Below are 18,224 nucleotides of genomic sequence, written 5' to 3'. Positions count from 1 at the left end.
GGTTACCAAAGTAACGCGTATAGCCCGACCGCAGTTGCCAAAAGAGGCGTATAGCACGCTAGTCATATGCCTCTTTTGGTAAATGGGGTCACGCCCAAAATAGTATAAACGAAAAAAGACTGCCGATGAAAGCAGTCTTTTTGTTTTAATTTAAGTTGTGATTATTGAAAATCAGCCTCAGTTACACCTTCGTTGATTTTTATTTCGGAGGTAGTAAGTTTAAGCTCTATTCCAATGTTCATTATTGTTGTATGTGGAAATTTTATTCCTTTAACTTCTTTGTAATCATTGAAAAAGGTTGTTTGGGTTCCTCTTTCAGAAGTTTTACTTTCTGCGATTTTGAAGAAGTTTACTGTGTCATAATAAAGCGTTGATTGACCATCTTTGATTGCGTAGGCATCTGTATCGTTGATGGATTCAATGCCTGCTAATGTAATGCTGGCTTTATCAAGTAAAGGTAATTCATCAAAAGGATTCATATCGGCTTTCTTTTCTTTAAACTCTTCGATAGAGAGATCTTTGCGTTGGCCTTGTTGAATCGCGTATCCTGATTTGTCTCCTAATACTCGTTTCATCATAGTCATTCCTCCAGCCTTCATTTCTACACTCAATTTTTTGTCTGAGGTTATTTTTGAAATCATCTCAACAGTTGTGCCTTGAACTGATCCAGAGGCAACAGTAACGATTGATTTTACCTTTTTTAAAGACTCTTTTCCGCCAATCGCTTTGATGTAGTTTTCTAGAACGCTTTTAGCAGTAACCCCAGCTGGAATTTCTTTTTTGGTTACTGGTTTTTCTACTGGATTACCGTATTTGTCAAAAAAGAACAATGGTAGTTTTAGTTTTTCTAAACCAGATGTTATCTCACTTGCTTTTCCAACGATTACGATTCTAGTGTTGTCTAATAAGAAGTATTTATTAGCTACGCGTTGAATATCATCAGGTGTTACAGCATTGATGGTTTGAATGTATTTTTCGTAAAAATCGGCAGGCAATTGTTCTGTCTCGATATTTAAAGCGTAGCGCGCCACGGCTTGTGGTTTTTGAACTTGCATTACAAAACGACCAATGTATCCTGCTTTTACGTTTTTCAAGACTTCGGCATCCACTTTCTCGGTTCTGATTTTTTTGATTTCTTTGATGAATTCAACCACAGCACTATCAGTAACGGCATTTCGAACAGCAGAATTAGCTACAAATTTGGTTACATATTTTCCGCTTCCAATTTCAGAACGTGCGCCATAAGTCCAAGCGTGTTTTTCTCTCAAATTCATATTCAAATACGAATTGAAATCACCACCCAAAATTTGATTAGCAATCACTGCTGGGAAAAAATCTGGGTCGTTCATTTTTAGATTCAAGGTGTTGACCAACGAAATTTCGGATTGTACAGCATTTGGTACATCTACTATGTTGATTTGTAATTGACCTACGTTTGGATTAGCCGTATAGTTTTCTTTGGCAATGTTTTTTTTCTCCCAAGCGCCAAATAGTTTTTCAACAGCAGCTTTGGTTTCTTTGAATTTTACGTCTCCAATGATTACCAAATAAGCGTTTTCTGGCACAAAACGTGTAGCATAGTTGTTTTGAACATCAGCCAACGTTACGTTTTTTAACGTTTCTTCTGAAACGTATTCACCAGAAGGATGGTTTTTACCAAAAGCAAGTACATCAACAACTCGGCTAGAAATTGCGGCTACGCTTTTCTCGTTGGCTTTTAATCCTTCAATCATTTTCGCTTTGTCTTTATCAAATTCTTCTTGTGTGAAGTTAGGATACAAAGCACCTTCGGCTAATAATTCTAAAGCACGTCCAGCATATTTAGACAATGCACTAGCTGAAGCCCCTTGCGAAGAAAAATTGATGTTAGCACCTAAGAAATCAATTTCTTCATTAAAAGCATCTTTTGAAGTTTTTTTGCTACCATTACCTAACAAACTACTAGTTAAATCATCTACCCCTTTTTTATTTCCTTCGGCAAAAGGAGGATTGTCTAGTGTAAGATTGAAAGAAACACGAGGGAGCTTATGATTTTCTACCACCATTACTTTTAGTCCATTTTTTAGGACAAAACTTTCTGGTTTTTTGATTTGAACGATAGGTGCTGCTCCAGGTTTTGGTTGTGGTCTGTTTTGCGCTTGCATAATTCCTGTTACTAAGAATAGGGTTAAGAGGATGCTTATATTTTTCATAATGTTCATATCTTGTTATTTTGCCTTTTCTGCTGCTGGTACGTAATCTAAAACTAATCGTTGATTTGGGTTTAAGTACTTTTTGGCAACGTCTCTAATTTCTTCTCTTGTGATAGAGTGAATCATTTCTATTTCTGTATTGATTAGGTTGATATCACCATACAGTAGATAATAAGTAGCCAAATTTTCAGCGATTCCCTCAATAGAAGCATTAGAACTTACAAAATTGTTGTCGAACTTGTTTTGCAGTTTTTGGTAATCTTTCTCGGAAATTAACTCAGTTTGCAATTTGGTTATTTCTTCATCAATTTCTTTTAAGATATCAGTTGGGGAATTTTGTCCCATTGGCAAACCATACAAAATATACATACCGTAATCTTCTTGGCTGTTGCTAAAAGCACCTACTTGTAGTGCAATTTTTTTATCGTCAACAATTTTTTTGTACAACTTAGAGCTTTTGCCATCGCTTAAATAAGAAGAAATAAGGTCTAAAACGCGTGCATCTCTAGTTTTCATTGAAGGCGTTCTGTAAGCCGCAACAATAGCTGGAATTTGAATATTGTTGTCTTCAAATCTAGCTTTTATGGTTTCTGTAATAGGTTCTTCGATGAATTGTTCTCTTTTAATCGGAGCTCCTTTGGGAATTGTTCCAAAATACTGTGCAATCCATTTTTTGGCTTCGTCTTTTTTGAAATCACCAGCTACTACCAAAACAGCATTATTAGGAATGTAGAATTTTTTGTTGAACGCTTGGAATTCTTCTAAAGTGGCAGCATCTAGATGCTCCATAGAACCGATTGTTGCCCAACGGTAAGGATGTTTCTTGAAAAGGTTTTCTTTTACTACCGCTTGGAATCTTCCGTAAGGTTGGTTGTCCATTCGGGTTCTTTTTTCCTCTTTCACTACCTCGTTTTGAGTATCTACACCAATTTTGTTGATCACAGGGTGTAGTAATCTTTCGGATTCCATCCAAAGGGCTAATTCTAAATTATTAGAAGGAAAAACTTCATAGTAATAGGTTCTGTCATCTGAGGTGTTGGCGTTGTTTACGCCTCCATTGGCAGTTACAATCTTGAACCATTCGCCACGTTTGATGTTTTCGGTACCTTCAAATAACAAATGCTCAAAAAAGTGAGCAAAACCAGTACGGTCTGGTCTTTCGTCTTTCGAACCTACATGGTACATTACTGAAGTGATTGCTACAGGAGCGGACGGATCTTGGTGTAAGATGACGTGCATACCATTGTCTAAGTCGTATTCTTCAAACGCTACTTTTTGAGCCGAGGCAACGCCTCCAAGCATCAATACGCTACTCAAAGCCATTATTGTTTTTTTCATAAAGTTTATAAAAGTTTTGTTTTTGCATTAGTTCAGGTTCTGTAAAAAATGTTACACCAAATGTACTTTATTTTAGGGGTTCATGTAAATAGAATTTTGTTTTTGCATGATTTTAACATTAGTTTAAACAGAGCAAAAGTCTTAAAAATCAGTCAGTAATAAGGCTGTAAATATTTTTTTATCAATAGATTGCAGGATTAATTTTTAGTTGTATATTTGCAACCTTAAAAATCAATAAATCAATTTGGTATGTATGCAATCGTAGAGATAGCAGGGCAACAATTCAAAGTAAGCAAAGACTTAAAGGTTTATGTTCACCGTTTGGCTAATGAAGAAGGTTCAAAAGTTTCTTTTGACAAAGTTCTTTTATTAGACGATAATGGAAATGTAACTTTAGGCGCCCCAGCTATAGAAGGTGCTTCAGTAGAAGCTAAAGTGTTACAACACTTAAAAGGAGATAAAGTTATCGTTTTCAAAAAGAAAAGAAGAAAAGGATACAAAAAAAGAAATGGTCACAGACAATATCTTACTCAAATTGTAATTGAAGGTATTACTGCAGGTGGAACCGCTAAAAAAGCAGCTCCAAAAAAAGCAGCTGTTGAAGCTACAACTGAAGAAGCACCAGCTCCTAAAGTAAAAAAAGCTCCAAAAGCTAAAAAAGAAGATACAAAAGAATAATAACAATATTAAAACCAATACGTCATGGCTCACAAGAAAGGTGTCGGTAGTTCTAAGAATGGTAGAGAATCAGAATCAAAACGTTTAGGCGTAAAGATTTTTGGTGGTCAAGCTGCTATTGCTGGGAACATCATCGTAAGACAAAGAGGTTCTAAACACAATCCAGGTGAAAATGTTTACATCAGTAAAGATCACACCCTACACGCAAGAGTAGACGGAGTTGTAAAGTTCCAAAAGAAAAAAGATAATAAATCATATGTTTCTGTACTTCCATTTGAAGCATAAGCAATAGGATTATAATTATTACAAAGCCTGTCAATCAAGAATTGACAGGCTTTTCTTTTTTATGATGGATTGAATAATAGTCCTATGCTAAAAAACAATTTTAACTTATTGTTGTTCACCCAAGAAGTGTCGAAAATGATAGGCCCCAAAAAGGTGTTGTATGAAACGGTAGCACCGCCAGACAATAGCAAACTTGTGGCATCTTGATCTTGCCATTTACCTTTTGGAGCATAAAAATTTCTTTTAAAATCATTAAAACTTTTAAAGCCAACGCTTGCTAAATCTAGATGCGGAATTAAATACACTTTAGACGTAAGATTAGTTTGAAGGCTTAGGTTTGCTTTTATAAACTGACTAACATTAAGTTCATTTTCTTGCAAACCTGCAAATGTTACGCTGCTTTTCAAAGGATTTGAGGTGTACCCCCCAACGAAATACTTAGAAGCATACCCAAACTGAGCAGCAGAAATCTGATGAGATTGTATTTGATCTTCAAGCATAAATCCTGCACTAGCTTCCATGATGAGTACTTTGTTTTTTATTGGAATTCTATTTTCGTAGTTAAAATTGAATTTAGTAAAAGGATTCAGGCTACCGCTAAAATTTTGAGCAGAATTGTTAGCATAGTTTATATCAACATCTTGATGTATAGAACGAGACAATTCTACATGTAATTTATTTCCCGTCGAAGCAAAAAACACCTTGTTTAAGTTGTCAGTATAATAATGAACATTCATTTCTACCTGATTTAGATAGTAGCTACTTAAAGTAAATACAGTATTAAAGCCGGGATCTGTTTTTGGTTTCAAATGTGTATAATGATAGTTTAGCCCAAATCCAAAATAACTCTTTAAAGAATTTATATTTCTATTAATTTGATTATCAAAACAAAGCGAATTGTATTGTATATTATCAGCTTTTTTTCGTTGAATATATACATCCTGAGTTAAGCGTTGACCATACACTTCTGAACGCCACCACCATTTTTTTTCTTTACCAAAAATAGTTTGATACTGGAGCCTGATTCTGGGTTGTTGCGCAATATCGCCTGTAATTAGAACTCGGGAAGACTCTCCTAGTAAATTCCTTCCAGTATAGTTTATAATGGCTCCAAAACCGCGAAAAGTATCAAAATGCAAAGAGGCTTTAATTTGATTTTTATAGTATTCAGAAGCATTGAGTTGTAGATGGGTTTTGTTGTCTTTTGAAAAAGTGGTGTAATTGATTTGATTGAATAAATTGGTTCCCATTGCTTTTCTAACTCCTTCAGCTATGTCTTCTATAGTATACTTGTTATTTGATTTTATACCAGAACGTTTTTCAACCAACTTAAGATTAGCATCACTAAAATTCTTATAAACAATAGTATCCAACACAAACTCTCGGTCCATAGTGGGTAGTTGCGGTTTTTTTACAGGAAAAGCTTTTAGTTTTTCAGCCAACATCTTCAAGGCTTGCATATTTTGCTTGGTAGCAATTTTGCCCTCTTTGTAAATTTCTTTACTCGCGTCAAAATCGCCAGTTGAGTAAGTTAAATTGGGATAATGGCTAAACAATATATCACAAAGTTTTTTGTTACTTTCGTTCTTTAAATTACTAGTTAACATGGCTGATTGAAAAATAAGTGTTGAGAGATTTTCTAGTTTTTCAATAGTTACTTCATCATCACCAACATCGCTCCCAATAATAATGTCTGCGCCCATGTTTTTAGCAATATCTGTTGGAAAATTATCTAACATTCCGCCATCTACCAAGATAGTATTTTGGTAAGGCACAGGTTTGAACACACCAGGAATAGACATACTCGCTCTCATCGCGAGCCCAATAGAACCCTCATCAAGTATAACGGCTTTTCCGTTCAAAATATCAGTCGCCATTGCTCTATACGGAATCGGCAATTTATCGAAATTAGAAATGTTATAGGCGGGATAAGTGATTAGTGATAGAAACTCTCTAAGATTTTGATCATTTAACAAGGAAGATTTAATAACAGGTTTGTAATTTTTTACATCGATGTCTATTAAATAACGACTGAATTCACTCATTTCCTCTACACTAACATTATTCAGAGACACCTTCCCCCCCAACAATTCGTCCCATTGAGCACTATTCGCAATTTTGGCAATACTGTCTCCAGAATAACCCATAGCATATAATCCTCCAACAATACTTCCCATGCTTGTTCCTACTACTAAATCAGGAACTATCCCTAATGAATCTAAAGCCTGAATCACAGGAATATGCGCAATTCCTTTGGCGCCACCACCACTGAGTACTAAAGCTACTTTTGGCTTTTTATTCTGCGAAAAATAATGTTGCGGCATTGCCAATAATACTATTAATAAGAAAAAAGATAGCCAATGCGACTTGGGAGTAAGCTTGTTCAATGTATAAAAATCGAATCGGAAGTGCTCATTTTTTTGTTTCATATTTTAGAGACCAATAAGTTAGCGAACTCATTCTTTTTAATGCCTTCTAAAATACTAAATTAGAACAAGATACAAACGTTCTTCTTTTGTTAAAGTTTTGAGTGCTTGATGGTTGATGAGTTCTTTCTGTTTAACTTCAGTTTTTTGTGTAGAGTGATTTTTTTGTTTAGTATCTTATTGATATTATTTACTATTTTAACATTTCTAGTTTTGTAATTTAAAATAGTATAATTTTGGATTTCCACATACGAGTTCAGTATAATTATCTCCAATTTTTTCACCAATATAAGTAGTTACTAATTCTCCAGTATTTGAGTCATGACTATAGTCCCAAATTTCATTATTTGAATATAATAGCTCTGTAAATGAGTAGGATTCTGGATTATCAGAGAATTTTATTTTTTCAGTTTTTATTAAGTCCCATTTTTTTGAAGTCCTATAAATTTCATAAAAAAGGATTTCATCTTTGGTTATGGTAATCATTTTTCCGCCTAGGTTGTCCTCTCTAATAGCCCAATTTCCTTCTTTTAGGATCCATTTCCAGTTTCCAATCAATGAATTGATTTTGTTATCTCTTAAAATAGTTTTTAAAGAATCTGACTTTTGTGATGCTTTTTTGCTTATGTCAGCTTTTGGATTAATATTCTGAATGATTGCAAAAGTTTTAATTGCTTCTATATTTTCTCCATTTTTATAAGACTTTATTGCTACTGTATATAGTTGTTCTTGGTACTCACTTCGGTCGGTTCCCTGAGCTGAAATTATCTGAACAAAGAATAATAATAAGGTGACAAACAAAAAGTTTTTCATTTACTTATGGACATGTTTATTTTAATCATAAAAATACAAATATTATAGTTTAAACATTAAAAGGGGTAAAATTTTCCTTTAAAATATTCAATCTTGTCTATGAATAGAAATTTTGAGTTTAAATAGTTATATCAAACCAAAAACCCTCACAATACAACTGAATTTAGTTCAGTTTTCTGCGAGGGTTTCTTTGTGCTATATATGTTTTAGGATAGTTTACTCACAAGTTACGTTGTCCAGAAGATAAGATATTCATAATTATACTATCCTAAAGTAGAAATGATAATTTACTGTTGGTCAAGTTTTTTTGTCATTGTAAAACCAATAAATAATGCGACACCAGCCATAGTGAAAATAGTTGCAGGATACAATGCGCCTTCATTTAATGAGGTATATGTTGAAAGCAACAATGCTATAAAAACACCTATGCCTATACCCATAAGTAATAAGGCTAAGTTTAAAAGTATTATTTTTGAAAATGAGGTTGAGCTTTTGTCTCTGCCCATAAAAATGCTTGCATCAACACCTTTTTCGATAAGTGCCAAACGTTCTTTGTTTCTTGTTGATAGATAAAGGTAAATAATACCGAAAATTGCTAAGAACAAGCTGATTGGAATTAAAATTTCTGCGTTCATAATTTTTATTTTTTTAAATTGATTAATGTATTTGTTAGCTATGACGATGCTGTTTAAGATTAGGTTACACATTTTTTGAAAAAATATTTTTTGCGTTTTATTGTAACCTATAGTAATGACTTGTCGTCTGATGTAAATATGAACAGTTTTAACGAGCAATACTATATTACTAAAATCATCGGAGGTGACTCGAATGCATTTGCTGTATTGGTTGATCAGTATAAGGATTTGGTCTTTTCGTTGTCTTTGAAAATGCTTAAAAATAGGGAAGAGGCCGAGGAAGCAGCTCAGGATACTTTTGTAAAAGTGTTTAAATCCTTGAACAACTTTAAAGGGGATTCAAAATTTTCAACTTGGATTTACAAAGTAGCTTATAATACTTGCTTAGATCAACTCAAAAAGAACAAAAGAGTGCAGGATACGATTCCGATAGATGATTTTTCTGAGAAACAAATTGAAAACTTAGAAAATGTTTTGGATGCTATCGATGAAAGAGATCGAAATAAAATGATTCAGGATTGCATTCATTTGTTGCCGAGCGAAGAGGCTTTTTTATTGATCTTGTTTTATTTTGAAGAACAATCTTTGGAAGAAATTTCAAAAATTATAGATTGTACTGCCAATAATGTTAAAGTGAAACTTTACAGAAGCAGAAAAAAAATTGCGTCTATTTTAAAAATGCGTTTAGAATCCGAAATAATTGAATGTTATGGAAGCAAGCGAAAATAAAGACTTAGAAAAATTAGTAGATAAAATGATGAGTGATCTAACTTTAGAATCACCTTCTATTGATTTTACTTCAAAAGTAATGGCTCAAGTAGTAGTAACAAAAACGAGCGATGTCACTTTGTATAAACCTTTAATTCCAAAATCAATATTTATAGCTGTTTTTGGATTTACTTGTTTGTTGACAATTTATCTTTCTATTTATGGTGAAACGACACCCGAAAGCTGGTTGAATTTTATTAATTACGAAAAGTTATTCAATAGTAGATTATTGAAAGGATTTACAATTTCTACAATTTCGATGTATGCTATTGTGGCTTCTACAGTTATGTTTTGTATTCAAATTGGTTATTTAAAAAATTACTTTAACAAACGAATTGGAGTTTAAATTATTTTATTGTTGAATTTGCCCAAAAACAAGAAACCCTTACAGTACAACTGAATATATTTCAGTTTCCTGCAAGGGTTTGTCTGCTTTTAACTAGTTACTAGTCACTCATCACTAAGGACTAATTACTAAATTAGTATCTGTAATATTCAGGCTTAAATGGACCTTGAACTTCAACACCAATGTATTCTGCTTGATCTTGACGTAAAGTCTCTAATTCAACACCTAATTTAGCTAAGTGCAACATCGCTACTTTTTCATCTAAATGCTTTGGTAACATATACACTTCATTTTTGTAAGCAGCACTGTTTTTCCACAATTCGATTTGAGCCAAAGTTTGGTTAGTAAATGAGTTACTCATTACAAAACTTGGGTGACCTGTAGCACAACCAAGGTTTACCAAACGACCTTCAGCTAAAATGATGATGTCATTACCGTTGATAGTATATTTGTCAACTTGTGGTTTGATTTCGATTTTTGAAGCGCCGTGGTTTTTGTTCAACCAAGCCATATCAATTTCGTTATCAAAGTGTCCGATGTTACAAACGATAGTTTTGTCTTTCATTTTTTCAAAATGAGATCCCAAAACAATGTCTTTGTTTCCAGTTGTAGTGATGATGATGTCAGCATTTCCAACAACAGTATCTAATTTTTTAACTTCATAACCGTCCATTGCAGCTTGTAAAGCACAAATTGGATCAATTTCAGTAACCGTTACAATAGACCCAGCACCTCTAAAAGAAGCAGCTGTTCCTTTTCCTACGTCTCCGTAGCCACAAACGATTACTCTTTTTCCAGCCAACATAATATCTGTAGCACGACGAACGGCATCAACAGCAGATTCTTTACAACCGTATTTGTTATCAAATTTAGATTTAGTAACCGAGTCGTTTACGTTGATCGCTGGCATTGGTAATGTTCCCGCTTTTACTCTTTCGTATAATCTGTGAACACCAGTAGTAGTTTCTTCAGATAATCCTTTAATTCCAGCAACTAATTCTGGGTAACGATCGATAACCATATTAGTCAAATCTCCACCGTCATCCAAAATCATATTCAATGGTTTTCTATCTTCACCAAAGAACAACGTTTGCTCAATACACCAGTCAAACGATTCTTCGTCAAGACCTTTCCAAGCATACACCTGAATTCCAGCAGCAGCAATAGCAGCAGCAGCCTGATCTTGAGTAGAAAAAATGTTACAAGAACTCCAAGTTACTTCAGCTCCAAGCGCAATCAAAGTCTCAATCAAAACTGCGGTCTGAATTGTCATGTGTAAACATCCTGCAATACGAGCGCCCTTCAAAGGTTGTTCGTCTTTGTATTCTGCACGAAGCGCCATCAAACCTGGCATTTCAGCTTCTGCTAATTCAATTTCTTTTCTTCCCCAAGCTGCTAAGGAAATGTCTTTCACTTTGTAAGCCACATAAGGCATAGTTGCTGTACTCATTTATAGTATATTTGTATATTGAAATTTTTTGCAAATTTACGTAATAAGTTTAGAAATAAACCAATTTCTTTGAGAATTGTGAATTGTTTAATTCCTTAAGCGTTAGAATTTTAAATACCTTGTCAATTGCACATACAAAGTTGGTCAACTATAAGGAGCTAATCCTGCTGTCCACTATATCTTGTATGGCGAACCCCGCCATACAAGGATGCCGTTCCCATCAGGGCTAGGCAATGTGCTAAACAACAAGAGAATTGTATTCAAAAACCAAACTATAAACGACACCTTATTTACAAATGCCGTTATTCAAAACCCTCCAGTATACTCAAGAAACCACACTCTACGTTTGGCACATCACCGAGACGTTCTCGGATTTGTACGAACAAGTACACTTGAACACGATTAGCACCCAACGACTCAACGGAATGAAGTCGCAATTGCATCAGCGCGCCTTTTTGAGTGTTAGAAAACTACTAGCTGAAGCAGGATATACCGACTTTGATTTGTTTTATGATGTTTCAGGCAAGCCTCATTTGAACGACAACAAATACATATCCATAACCCATTCCCACGAATTCGCCGCCATTATCATAAGCAATCAAACCGTCGGGATTGATATCGAATTGCAACGAGAAAAAATCCTTCGCATCGCCGATAAATTTGTCGATACTGCTGAGTTATCTAGACTGCAAAGCTTCTCAACAGATGATTATATTCGGAAGTTAACCGTAAAATGGGGTGCCAAAGAAGCAATCTTTAAGATTCGTAACGAAAAAGGCATTAGTTTTAAGAACCACATCAAAGTCAGTCCATTTGAGTTAGACCAAAAAGAAACCACTGCTATTTTGGATTTCGAAAAAAAGCAGCAATGGTTTACTATTTGTTTTGATGAGTTCGATTCTTTTACTCTAGTTTATGCTTTTGAAAAAAACGAGCAATAGTATGTATTCTTTCAGTAGTTTTGTGTCAACTCAGCAAATGGCTGTAAGATGATTATTATGAAAAACATTTATCAAGATATTCTGTTGGCAAAAAAAGAAAACCATAAACTCCTTGCTATTCTTCTCGACCCCGATAAAATTGATTTGAATGCTGTTCCTGCTTTAATTCAAAAAGTGACAAACGCTCCAGTCACACACGTTTTTATTGGCGGAAGCCACGTAACCAATAATATTATAGACGAGCTCATTCTAAAGATTAAAAGCAGTTGTGAGTTACCTATTGTGCTTTTTCCTGGCAATCCATCTCAAATTTCAATTCACGCTGATGGTATTTTGTTTTTGTCCTTATTGTCCGGTCGCAATCCCGATTTTTTAATCGAGCATCAGGTAAAAGCAGCGCCAATTCTCAAAAAAACCGACTTAGAAATTATTCCTACCAGTTATCTTTTAATAGAAAGCGGAAACGAAACGGCAGTAGCTCGCGTGAGTAAAACTACACCCATATCACGAATCGATGTCGAGGCGGTTTGTAATACCGCGATGGCAGGCGAAATGCTAGGACATCAGCTCATTTACCTCGAGGCTGGAAGTGGAGCAAAGCAATCGGTTCCTTTAGAAATGATTCGAGAAGTTGCTAAAAACACTTCTATTCCTTTACTTGTTGGCGGAGGCATTACCTCTTTGTTGGGGATTCAAAATGCTTATGATGCAGGAGCTGATGTGGTTGTAATTGGCACAGCTTTTGAAAAAGATCCTTCTTTTTTTGAAATAAATAATATACAATAAACTATGATCGATTATTTTTTTGCACAATATAAAGACTATTCCACACTTATGGTTAGTTTGGAACTCATTGCCATTTTTTTCGGTTTGTCTAGTGTTTGGTTTGCTAAAAAAGATAATATTTTAGTCTTTCCTACAGGTTTGGTTAGCACTTCAATCTATGCCTATTTGCTTTGGCAATGGGAGTTATTAGGCGATTCGATGATCAATGTGTATTACTTTGTAATGAGTGTGTATGGTTGGTACCATTGGACACGTAAAAAGGGCGATGAAGTTGAATTTCCTATTTCATGGACCACACGAAAAGACAAAGGCTATAGCATGGTTATTTTTGTAGCTACCATAATTTTTGTGGTATTGGTCTACCTTTATTTTGGTAAATTTACCACCTGGTATTCGTACGTAGACACTTTATTGACTGCAATATTTTTCGTAGGCATGTGGTTAATGGCAAAACGAAAAATTGAGAATTGGATTTTCTGGATTATTGGAGACTTCATTTCAATACCGCTTTATTTTGCAAAAGGATATACCTTTACAAGCCTTCAATACATTATTTTTACAATTATTGCCTTTTATGGTTATTTAGAATGGAAGAAAACCTTAAACAGCTCTCCAAAACAGGAGCTTCAGAAATAATAAGAATTGCCATTTTTGGACCTGAATCTACAGGCAAAACCACTTTGGCAAAACAATTGGCCGAATACTATCAAACGGTTTGGGTACCCGAATTTGCTCGCGATTATCTGCAAGAAAAATTAGATAGTGACCGTGGAATTTGTGACGTAGAAGATATGTTGCCCATAGCTTATGGACAAACCAAATTAGAAAACGAACGCGCGGCTATCGCAAATACGTTTTTATTTTGTGATACCAATTTGATGGTCACCAAAGTGTTTTCTGAGCTGTATTATAACTTTTGCGATTCATTGCTGGATGAAGCAGCACGAGCGCATCAATATGATTTGTTTTTTCTTACGGATATTGATGTTCCTTGGGAAGACGACGGTTTGAGGGATAGCCCTGAAGGACGAGAATCTGTTTTTTCAGTATTCAAACAATCACTTATTGACAACAAAAAACCATTTATTACTTTAACTGGAGATAAAAAAACGCGTCTAAATAAAGCTGTAACCATTTTAGAAGAGTTAAAGATGGCAAAGAAAATGGGAATCGATTCTTTGGACTTTGTACAAATCCATGAGCACGGTATTCCGTTGGCAAAAGTGCAAGAACAATTAACAATTTACAAAAACGGAATTGACAAAACCATTTTAGATAGACCCGCTACAATTGGCGATGGAATTAAGCATTTATCTTCGGAAGAGTTTGTCAAAAAAGCTGCATTTTTTGATGTCCATAAAACTCCTTTAAAATTAAAAAAGCTAGTTCCTGCTTCGGGAGCAGCTACGCGTATGTTCAAGTTTTTGAACGAATTTTTAAAGGATTACCATTACAATAACGAAAGTATCAATGCTTATATCAATAGGAAACGGGACTTAGAGCTGTCTCTTTTTATCGTCGGAATGGATAAATTCCCGTTTTTTAAAGCGATAGATCAACAACTTCGAGCTGATTTTTCCGATTTTGAGTTTTGGTCAGCCGATCAGAAAAATTATTATTTCATTACTTATTTATTGCATTCAGATTATTTTGATTTTGCTAGTAAACCCAAAGGCGTTTTGCCTTTTCATAAGTATTTGGATCATGTAGCCACGCCATTTGAAGAGCATCTAAACGAAAGTGTGGCCTATGCCACAGTACAACAAAAAAGCTATTTGCATTTTACCATCACTCAGGCGCATCAACCCTTATTTGAAAAATTAGAACAAGAATTAAAAAGCAAAATCGAAACGCAATCCAATACAATTATTGAAATTGGCTATTCATATCAAGATAGATCTACTGATTCTGTAACAGTAGATGCCAACAATCAATTGGTAAAGAATCAAAATAATGAACTTTTATTTCGTCCAGGAGGTCATGGTGCTTTGATTGAAAACCTTAATGCTTTGGATGCTGATCTTGTATTTATCAAGAACATTGATAATGTAATTCAAAATGAAATAAACGCTATTGTCTTACACAAAAAAGGACTAGCCGGGATTTTATTAAAATTACAACAGCGCGTTTTTAAATATGTAGAAGTCATTCATCAACAGCAAGTCAGTGAATCCGAAGTTAATGAAATCGTGACTTTTGTTCAAAATGAATTGAGTATTGAGTTGACTAATGGATTTTCAAAATTAACATTTGAGAATAAACTAAAAGAATTGCTGTGTGTTTTAGACCGTCCGATTCGGGTATGTGGTATGGTAAAAAATGAAGGAGAACCTGGTGGTGGGCCGTTTTGGGTAATTGATGGCAATGGGAAGACAACCTTGCAAATTGTTGAATCTTCTCAGATGGATTTAAAAAACGAAGAACAGCAGCGAATTTTGGATAATGCTACTCATTTTAACCCAGTAGATTTAGTTTGTGGCATTAAAAATCACAAAAAACAAAAGTTTGATTTAAGTCAGTTTGTAGATCATAATAGCGGATTTATTGTAGAAAGAAAGCTGGGAAGCGACACCATAAAATCCTATGAATTACCTGGGTTGTGGAATGGAGCCATGGCCAAGTGGATTACCGTTTTTGTTGAGGTTCCTATGGTTACTTTCAATCCCGTTAAAAACGTAAATGATTTGCTTAAGCCTGCGCATCAAGCCCATCAAACTTTGTAAAATGGAAACGGAAAAAATAGTAAGCGAATTGCAATTTAAAGCCGTTAGAAGCAGTGGAGCTGGCGGGCAAAATGTTAATAAAGTGTCGTCGAAAGTCGTTTTAACTTTTGATTTGCAACAATCTCAAGCCTTAACCGAGGAAGAAAAAGTAGTGCTAGAAAACAAACTGGCGAATAGATTGACCTCAGAACACCTCTTGATTTTGCACTGTGATGAAGACCGCAGCCAGCTCAAAAATAAAGCCATTGTAACCAAACGTTTTCTAGCGATAATCCGAGCAGGTTTGTTGGTACCCAAAGAAAGAAAAGCTACCAAAATTCCAAAATCGGCCATCAGAAAACGGATTAAGGATAAAAAGAGTTTGTCAGACATCAAGCAATCAAGAAGGAAGCCCGATTTTTAATTGTTTCAAAAACTTTAAATTTTAAACTTGGAACTTCAAACAAATGATATATATTTGCGCCGTCTCAAAGGGGTGCTCTAAATAACGAGCTGAGATCATACCCAAAGAACCTGGGCGGGTAATGCTGCCAAGGGAAAAAATGACAAAATACTAGAGTGCACGCTATTGTCTTGTCATAGAAACAAATCATTTATTAATTTAAAAACAAAAGAATAATTCCCCCTTTTATTCGTAAAACTATTTACGGATGAACCCTTTATTTTATTCCAAAAGTACAAAGTATAAAGTACAAAGTACAAAGACAGTTTCTTTACGTCTTTTTTCTATTCTCTTTTTTCTATTCTCTAGTATCACTTTTGCTCAAGTACAAGACACAACCAAAGTCAACCAATTGGATGATGTTTTGGTTTCGGCAGTGCGTGTGACTTCTAAAACGCCGGTTTCGTTTAGCAATTTGACTAAAAAACAAATCCAGTTTCGCAATTTGGGTCAGGACATTCCAACGCTAATGAATTATATGCCTTCAGTGGTAACTACTTCGGATGCAGGTAACGGAATTGGCTACTCAGGCATACGCGTTCGTGGTAGCGATGCGACTCGTGTAAACGTAACCATCAACGGAATTCCGTACAATGATTCTGAAAGTCATGGTACTTATTGGGTGAATATGCCTGATTTTGTTTCTTCTGTAGAAAGTATTCAATTGCAGCGCGGTGTAGGAACGTCTACCAATGGTTCAGGAGCTTTTGGAGCAAGTTTGAATATGCTAACCGATTCATATACCAAAGAAGCAAGTGCTGAAATTGCCAGCTCAGTAGGAAGTTTTAATACTTTGAAAAACACGGTTAAATTCAGTACAGGTTTACTAAATGACCATTTTGAAATCGCAGGACGTTTATCTGTTTTACAATCTGACGGCTACATTGACCGCGCTAGTTCAGACTTAAAATCGTATTTCTTGCAAGGAACTTATGTAGGGAAAACTACTTTGCTAAAAGCCTTGGTTTTTGGAGGAAAAGAAAAAACATACCAAGCTTGGAACGGGATAGATGGAGAAACGCTGAATAGCAATCGTAGATTTAACAGCGCTGGAATGTATACAGACGAGGCAGGAAATACTCGTTTTTATGATAATGAAACCGATAACTATCAACAAGACCACTCGCAATTGCATTGGAACGAAAGATGGTCGGATAACTGGAGTTCTAATTTTGCCTTGCATTATACCAAAGGGAAAGGTTATTACGAAAATTACAAAGAAGACGCAAAATTTTCTAGTTATGGTTTGAATCCGATCAATGTGAATGGAACTATCATTAATAAAACGGATTTGATACGCCAAAAATGGTTAGATAATGATTTTTACGGTACTACTTTTTCTGCCAAGTATACTACCGATGCCTTACAATTAATTTTGGGCGGAGGCTATAACAAATACGAAGGCCTTCATTTTGGAAAAGTGATATGGGCGCGTTACGCTTCTCAAAGTGAGTTGGGAGATCGATATTATGAAGATTTTGCCACGAAAACTGATGGAAACTTTTTCGCCAAAGCCAATTATCAAGTTTCAGAACAATTGAGTTTGTATGGAGATTTGCAATACCGAAACGTACACTATAAAGCTGATAGTCCAGAAACTGGATTGGTCAATGATACCTTTCGTTTTTTCAATCCTAAAGCGGGTTTGAATTTTAAGGTTAATGAGGCGAACACGATGTATTTTTCGTATGCAAGAGCCAATCGTGAACCAAATCGCACCGATTATGAAAATGGAGGCGTACGACCTGAAACCTTAGATGACTTTGAATTGGGATGGCGTTTGAACAACGAGAAAATACAATTGAACACCAACATCTATTATATGGCATACAAAAACCAGTTGATTTTGACTGGAAAATTAGATGATGTGGGAGCTCCTATTCGTTCAAATAGTGAAAAAAGCTACCGTTTAGGTCTTGAGGTAGATGCTACTATTGCTTTGTCTGAAAAATGGATGGTGCGACCTAACTTTACTTTAAGCGCCAACAAGAATGTGGATTTGAATATCACAGGTACAAATTTTGGAACAACGGATATCGCTTATTCTCCTTCGGTAATTGTGGGCAATGTATTGGTATTTTCGCCTATTAAAGCCTTGCATTTGTCTTTGTTGCAAAAATTTGTAGGAGAGCAATATATGAACAATATCGAGTTGCCCGCTGCAAAACTGGCTGATTACTTTGTAAATGACTTCAATGTGAGTTATACCTTTAAACCCAAAACAATCTTTAAAGAAATTGTGTTAAGCGGATTAGTGAATAATTTTTTGGATAAAAAGTATGTGTCTAACGGGTATATGTATGACATCTACCCCTCCTATTACCCACAAGCAGGCATTAATTTCTTAGCAGGATTGAATTTAAAGTTTTAATTTTTAGTTTACTTATTTTCTTAGAATCCA

General features: G+C 35.0%; 16 protein-coding genes. 10 read left to right on the top strand and 6 right to left on the bottom strand.

All coding sequences use genetic code 11. The features are described 5' to 3' along the window. Positions 1 to 161: 161 nt before the first annotated feature. Positions 162 to 2,192, bottom strand: a complete 2,031-nt coding sequence (locus FLB_RS01830) for a M16 family metallopeptidase (RefSeq protein ID WP_064714264.1) — start codon at positions 2,190 to 2,192, stop codon at positions 162 to 164. A 15-nt stretch (positions 2,193 to 2,207) separates the two neighbouring features. Then, positions 2,208 to 3,530 (bottom strand): M16 family metallopeptidase, encoded by a 1,323-nt coding sequence (locus FLB_RS01825; protein ID WP_064714263.1) that lies wholly within the window; start codon positions 3,528 to 3,530, stop codon positions 2,208 to 2,210. Between the two features lie 249 nt (positions 3,531 to 3,779). Here FLB_RS01825 and rplU point away from each other — a divergent pair, with 249 nt between their 5' ends. After that, positions 3,780 to 4,208 (top strand): 50S ribosomal protein L21, encoded by a 429-nt coding sequence (gene rplU / locus FLB_RS01820; protein ID WP_024981940.1) that lies wholly within the window; start codon positions 3,780 to 3,782, stop codon positions 4,206 to 4,208. A gap of 24 nt (positions 4,209 to 4,232) precedes the next feature. Next, a complete protein-coding gene (gene rpmA / locus FLB_RS01815) occupies positions 4,233 to 4,493 on the top strand; it encodes a 50S ribosomal protein L27 (RefSeq protein ID WP_064714262.1) in 261 nt (86 codons plus the stop codon). A gap of 59 nt (positions 4,494 to 4,552) precedes the next feature. Here the strand turns inward: rpmA and FLB_RS01810 are convergent, their stop codons facing one another. From FLB_RS01810 to FLB_RS01800, 3 genes are all read right to left on the bottom strand, one after another. After that, complete coding sequence (locus tag FLB_RS01810; RefSeq protein ID WP_082923190.1) at positions 4,553 to 6,922, bottom strand: patatin-like phospholipase family protein; 2,370 nt, start codon at positions 6,920 to 6,922, stop codon at positions 4,553 to 4,555. 204 nt (positions 6,923 to 7,126) lie between these two features. Continuing rightward, entirely contained in the window at positions 7,127 to 7,732 is a 606-nt protein-coding gene (locus FLB_RS01805) for a hypothetical protein (protein WP_157490511.1), read from the bottom strand. Positions 7,733 to 8,019: 287 nt separating this feature from the next. Further along, positions 8,020 to 8,367, bottom strand: coding sequence for a DUF6249 domain-containing protein (locus FLB_RS01800; RefSeq protein WP_064714280.1), 348 nt, complete (start codon positions 8,365 to 8,367; stop codon positions 8,020 to 8,022). A gap of 75 nt (positions 8,368 to 8,442) precedes the next feature. On the opposite strand from FLB_RS01800, the gene FLB_RS01795 reads away from it, so the two are divergent. Beyond that, positions 8,443 to 9,096 carry a sigma-70 family RNA polymerase sigma factor gene (locus FLB_RS01795; protein ID WP_317038977.1) on the top strand — a complete coding sequence of 218 codons (654 nt, stop codon included), beginning with the start codon at positions 8,443 to 8,445 and terminating at the stop codon, positions 9,094 to 9,096. Then, the gene (locus tag FLB_RS01790; protein ID WP_064714260.1) at positions 9,077 to 9,481 is read left to right on the top strand and encodes a hypothetical protein; all 405 of its coding nucleotides are present in this window, start codon (positions 9,077 to 9,079) and stop codon (positions 9,479 to 9,481) included. The genes FLB_RS01795 and FLB_RS01790 overlap by 20 nt, the downstream gene beginning before the upstream one ends. A gap of 133 nt (positions 9,482 to 9,614) precedes the next feature. Here the strand turns inward: FLB_RS01790 and ahcY are convergent, their stop codons facing one another. Further along, positions 9,615 to 10,931: an adenosylhomocysteinase gene (gene ahcY / locus FLB_RS01785; protein ID WP_064714259.1), complete on the bottom strand. Its 1,317-nt coding sequence runs from the start codon at positions 10,929 to 10,931 to the stop codon at positions 9,615 to 9,617. A gap of 296 nt (positions 10,932 to 11,227) precedes the next feature. Between ahcY and FLB_RS01780 the strand changes: the two genes are divergently transcribed. From FLB_RS01780 to FLB_RS01755, 6 genes are all read left to right on the top strand, one after another. Continuing rightward, positions 11,228 to 11,872 (top strand): 4'-phosphopantetheinyl transferase family protein, encoded by a 645-nt coding sequence (locus tag FLB_RS01780; RefSeq protein WP_064714258.1) that lies wholly within the window; start codon positions 11,228 to 11,230, stop codon positions 11,870 to 11,872. Positions 11,873 to 11,929: 57 nt separating this feature from the next. Continuing rightward, positions 11,930 to 12,658: a geranylgeranylglyceryl/heptaprenylglyceryl phosphate synthase gene (locus tag FLB_RS01775; protein ID WP_064714278.1), complete on the top strand. Its 729-nt coding sequence runs from the start codon at positions 11,930 to 11,932 to the stop codon at positions 12,656 to 12,658. Between the two features lie 3 nt (positions 12,659 to 12,661). Then, positions 12,662 to 13,294 carry a nicotinamide riboside transporter PnuC gene (gene pnuC / locus FLB_RS01770; RefSeq protein WP_064714257.1) on the top strand — a complete coding sequence of 211 codons (633 nt, stop codon included), beginning with the start codon at positions 12,662 to 12,664 and terminating at the stop codon, positions 13,292 to 13,294. Then, positions 13,246 to 15,381, top strand: a complete 2,136-nt coding sequence (locus tag FLB_RS01765) for a DUF4301 family protein (RefSeq protein ID WP_064714256.1) — start codon at positions 13,246 to 13,248, stop codon at positions 15,379 to 15,381. The genes pnuC and FLB_RS01765 overlap by 49 nt, the downstream gene beginning before the upstream one ends. 1 nt (position 15,382) lies before the next feature. Then, positions 15,383 to 15,784, top strand: a complete 402-nt coding sequence (arfB, locus tag FLB_RS01760) for an alternative ribosome rescue aminoacyl-tRNA hydrolase ArfB (protein WP_064714255.1) — start codon at positions 15,383 to 15,385, stop codon at positions 15,782 to 15,784. 247 nt (positions 15,785 to 16,031) lie between these two features. After that, complete coding sequence (locus FLB_RS01755; RefSeq protein WP_064714254.1) at positions 16,032 to 18,194, top strand: TonB-dependent receptor; 2,163 nt, start codon at positions 16,032 to 16,034, stop codon at positions 18,192 to 18,194. Positions 18,195 to 18,224 lie beyond the last annotated feature (30 nt).

Source organism: Flavobacterium succinicans, assembly GCF_001662485.1.
Classification (GTDB): Bacteria; Bacteroidota; Bacteroidia; order Flavobacteriales; family Flavobacteriaceae; genus Flavobacterium; species Flavobacterium succinicans_A.
This window is presented reverse-complemented; position numbering and strand designations above follow the sequence as displayed.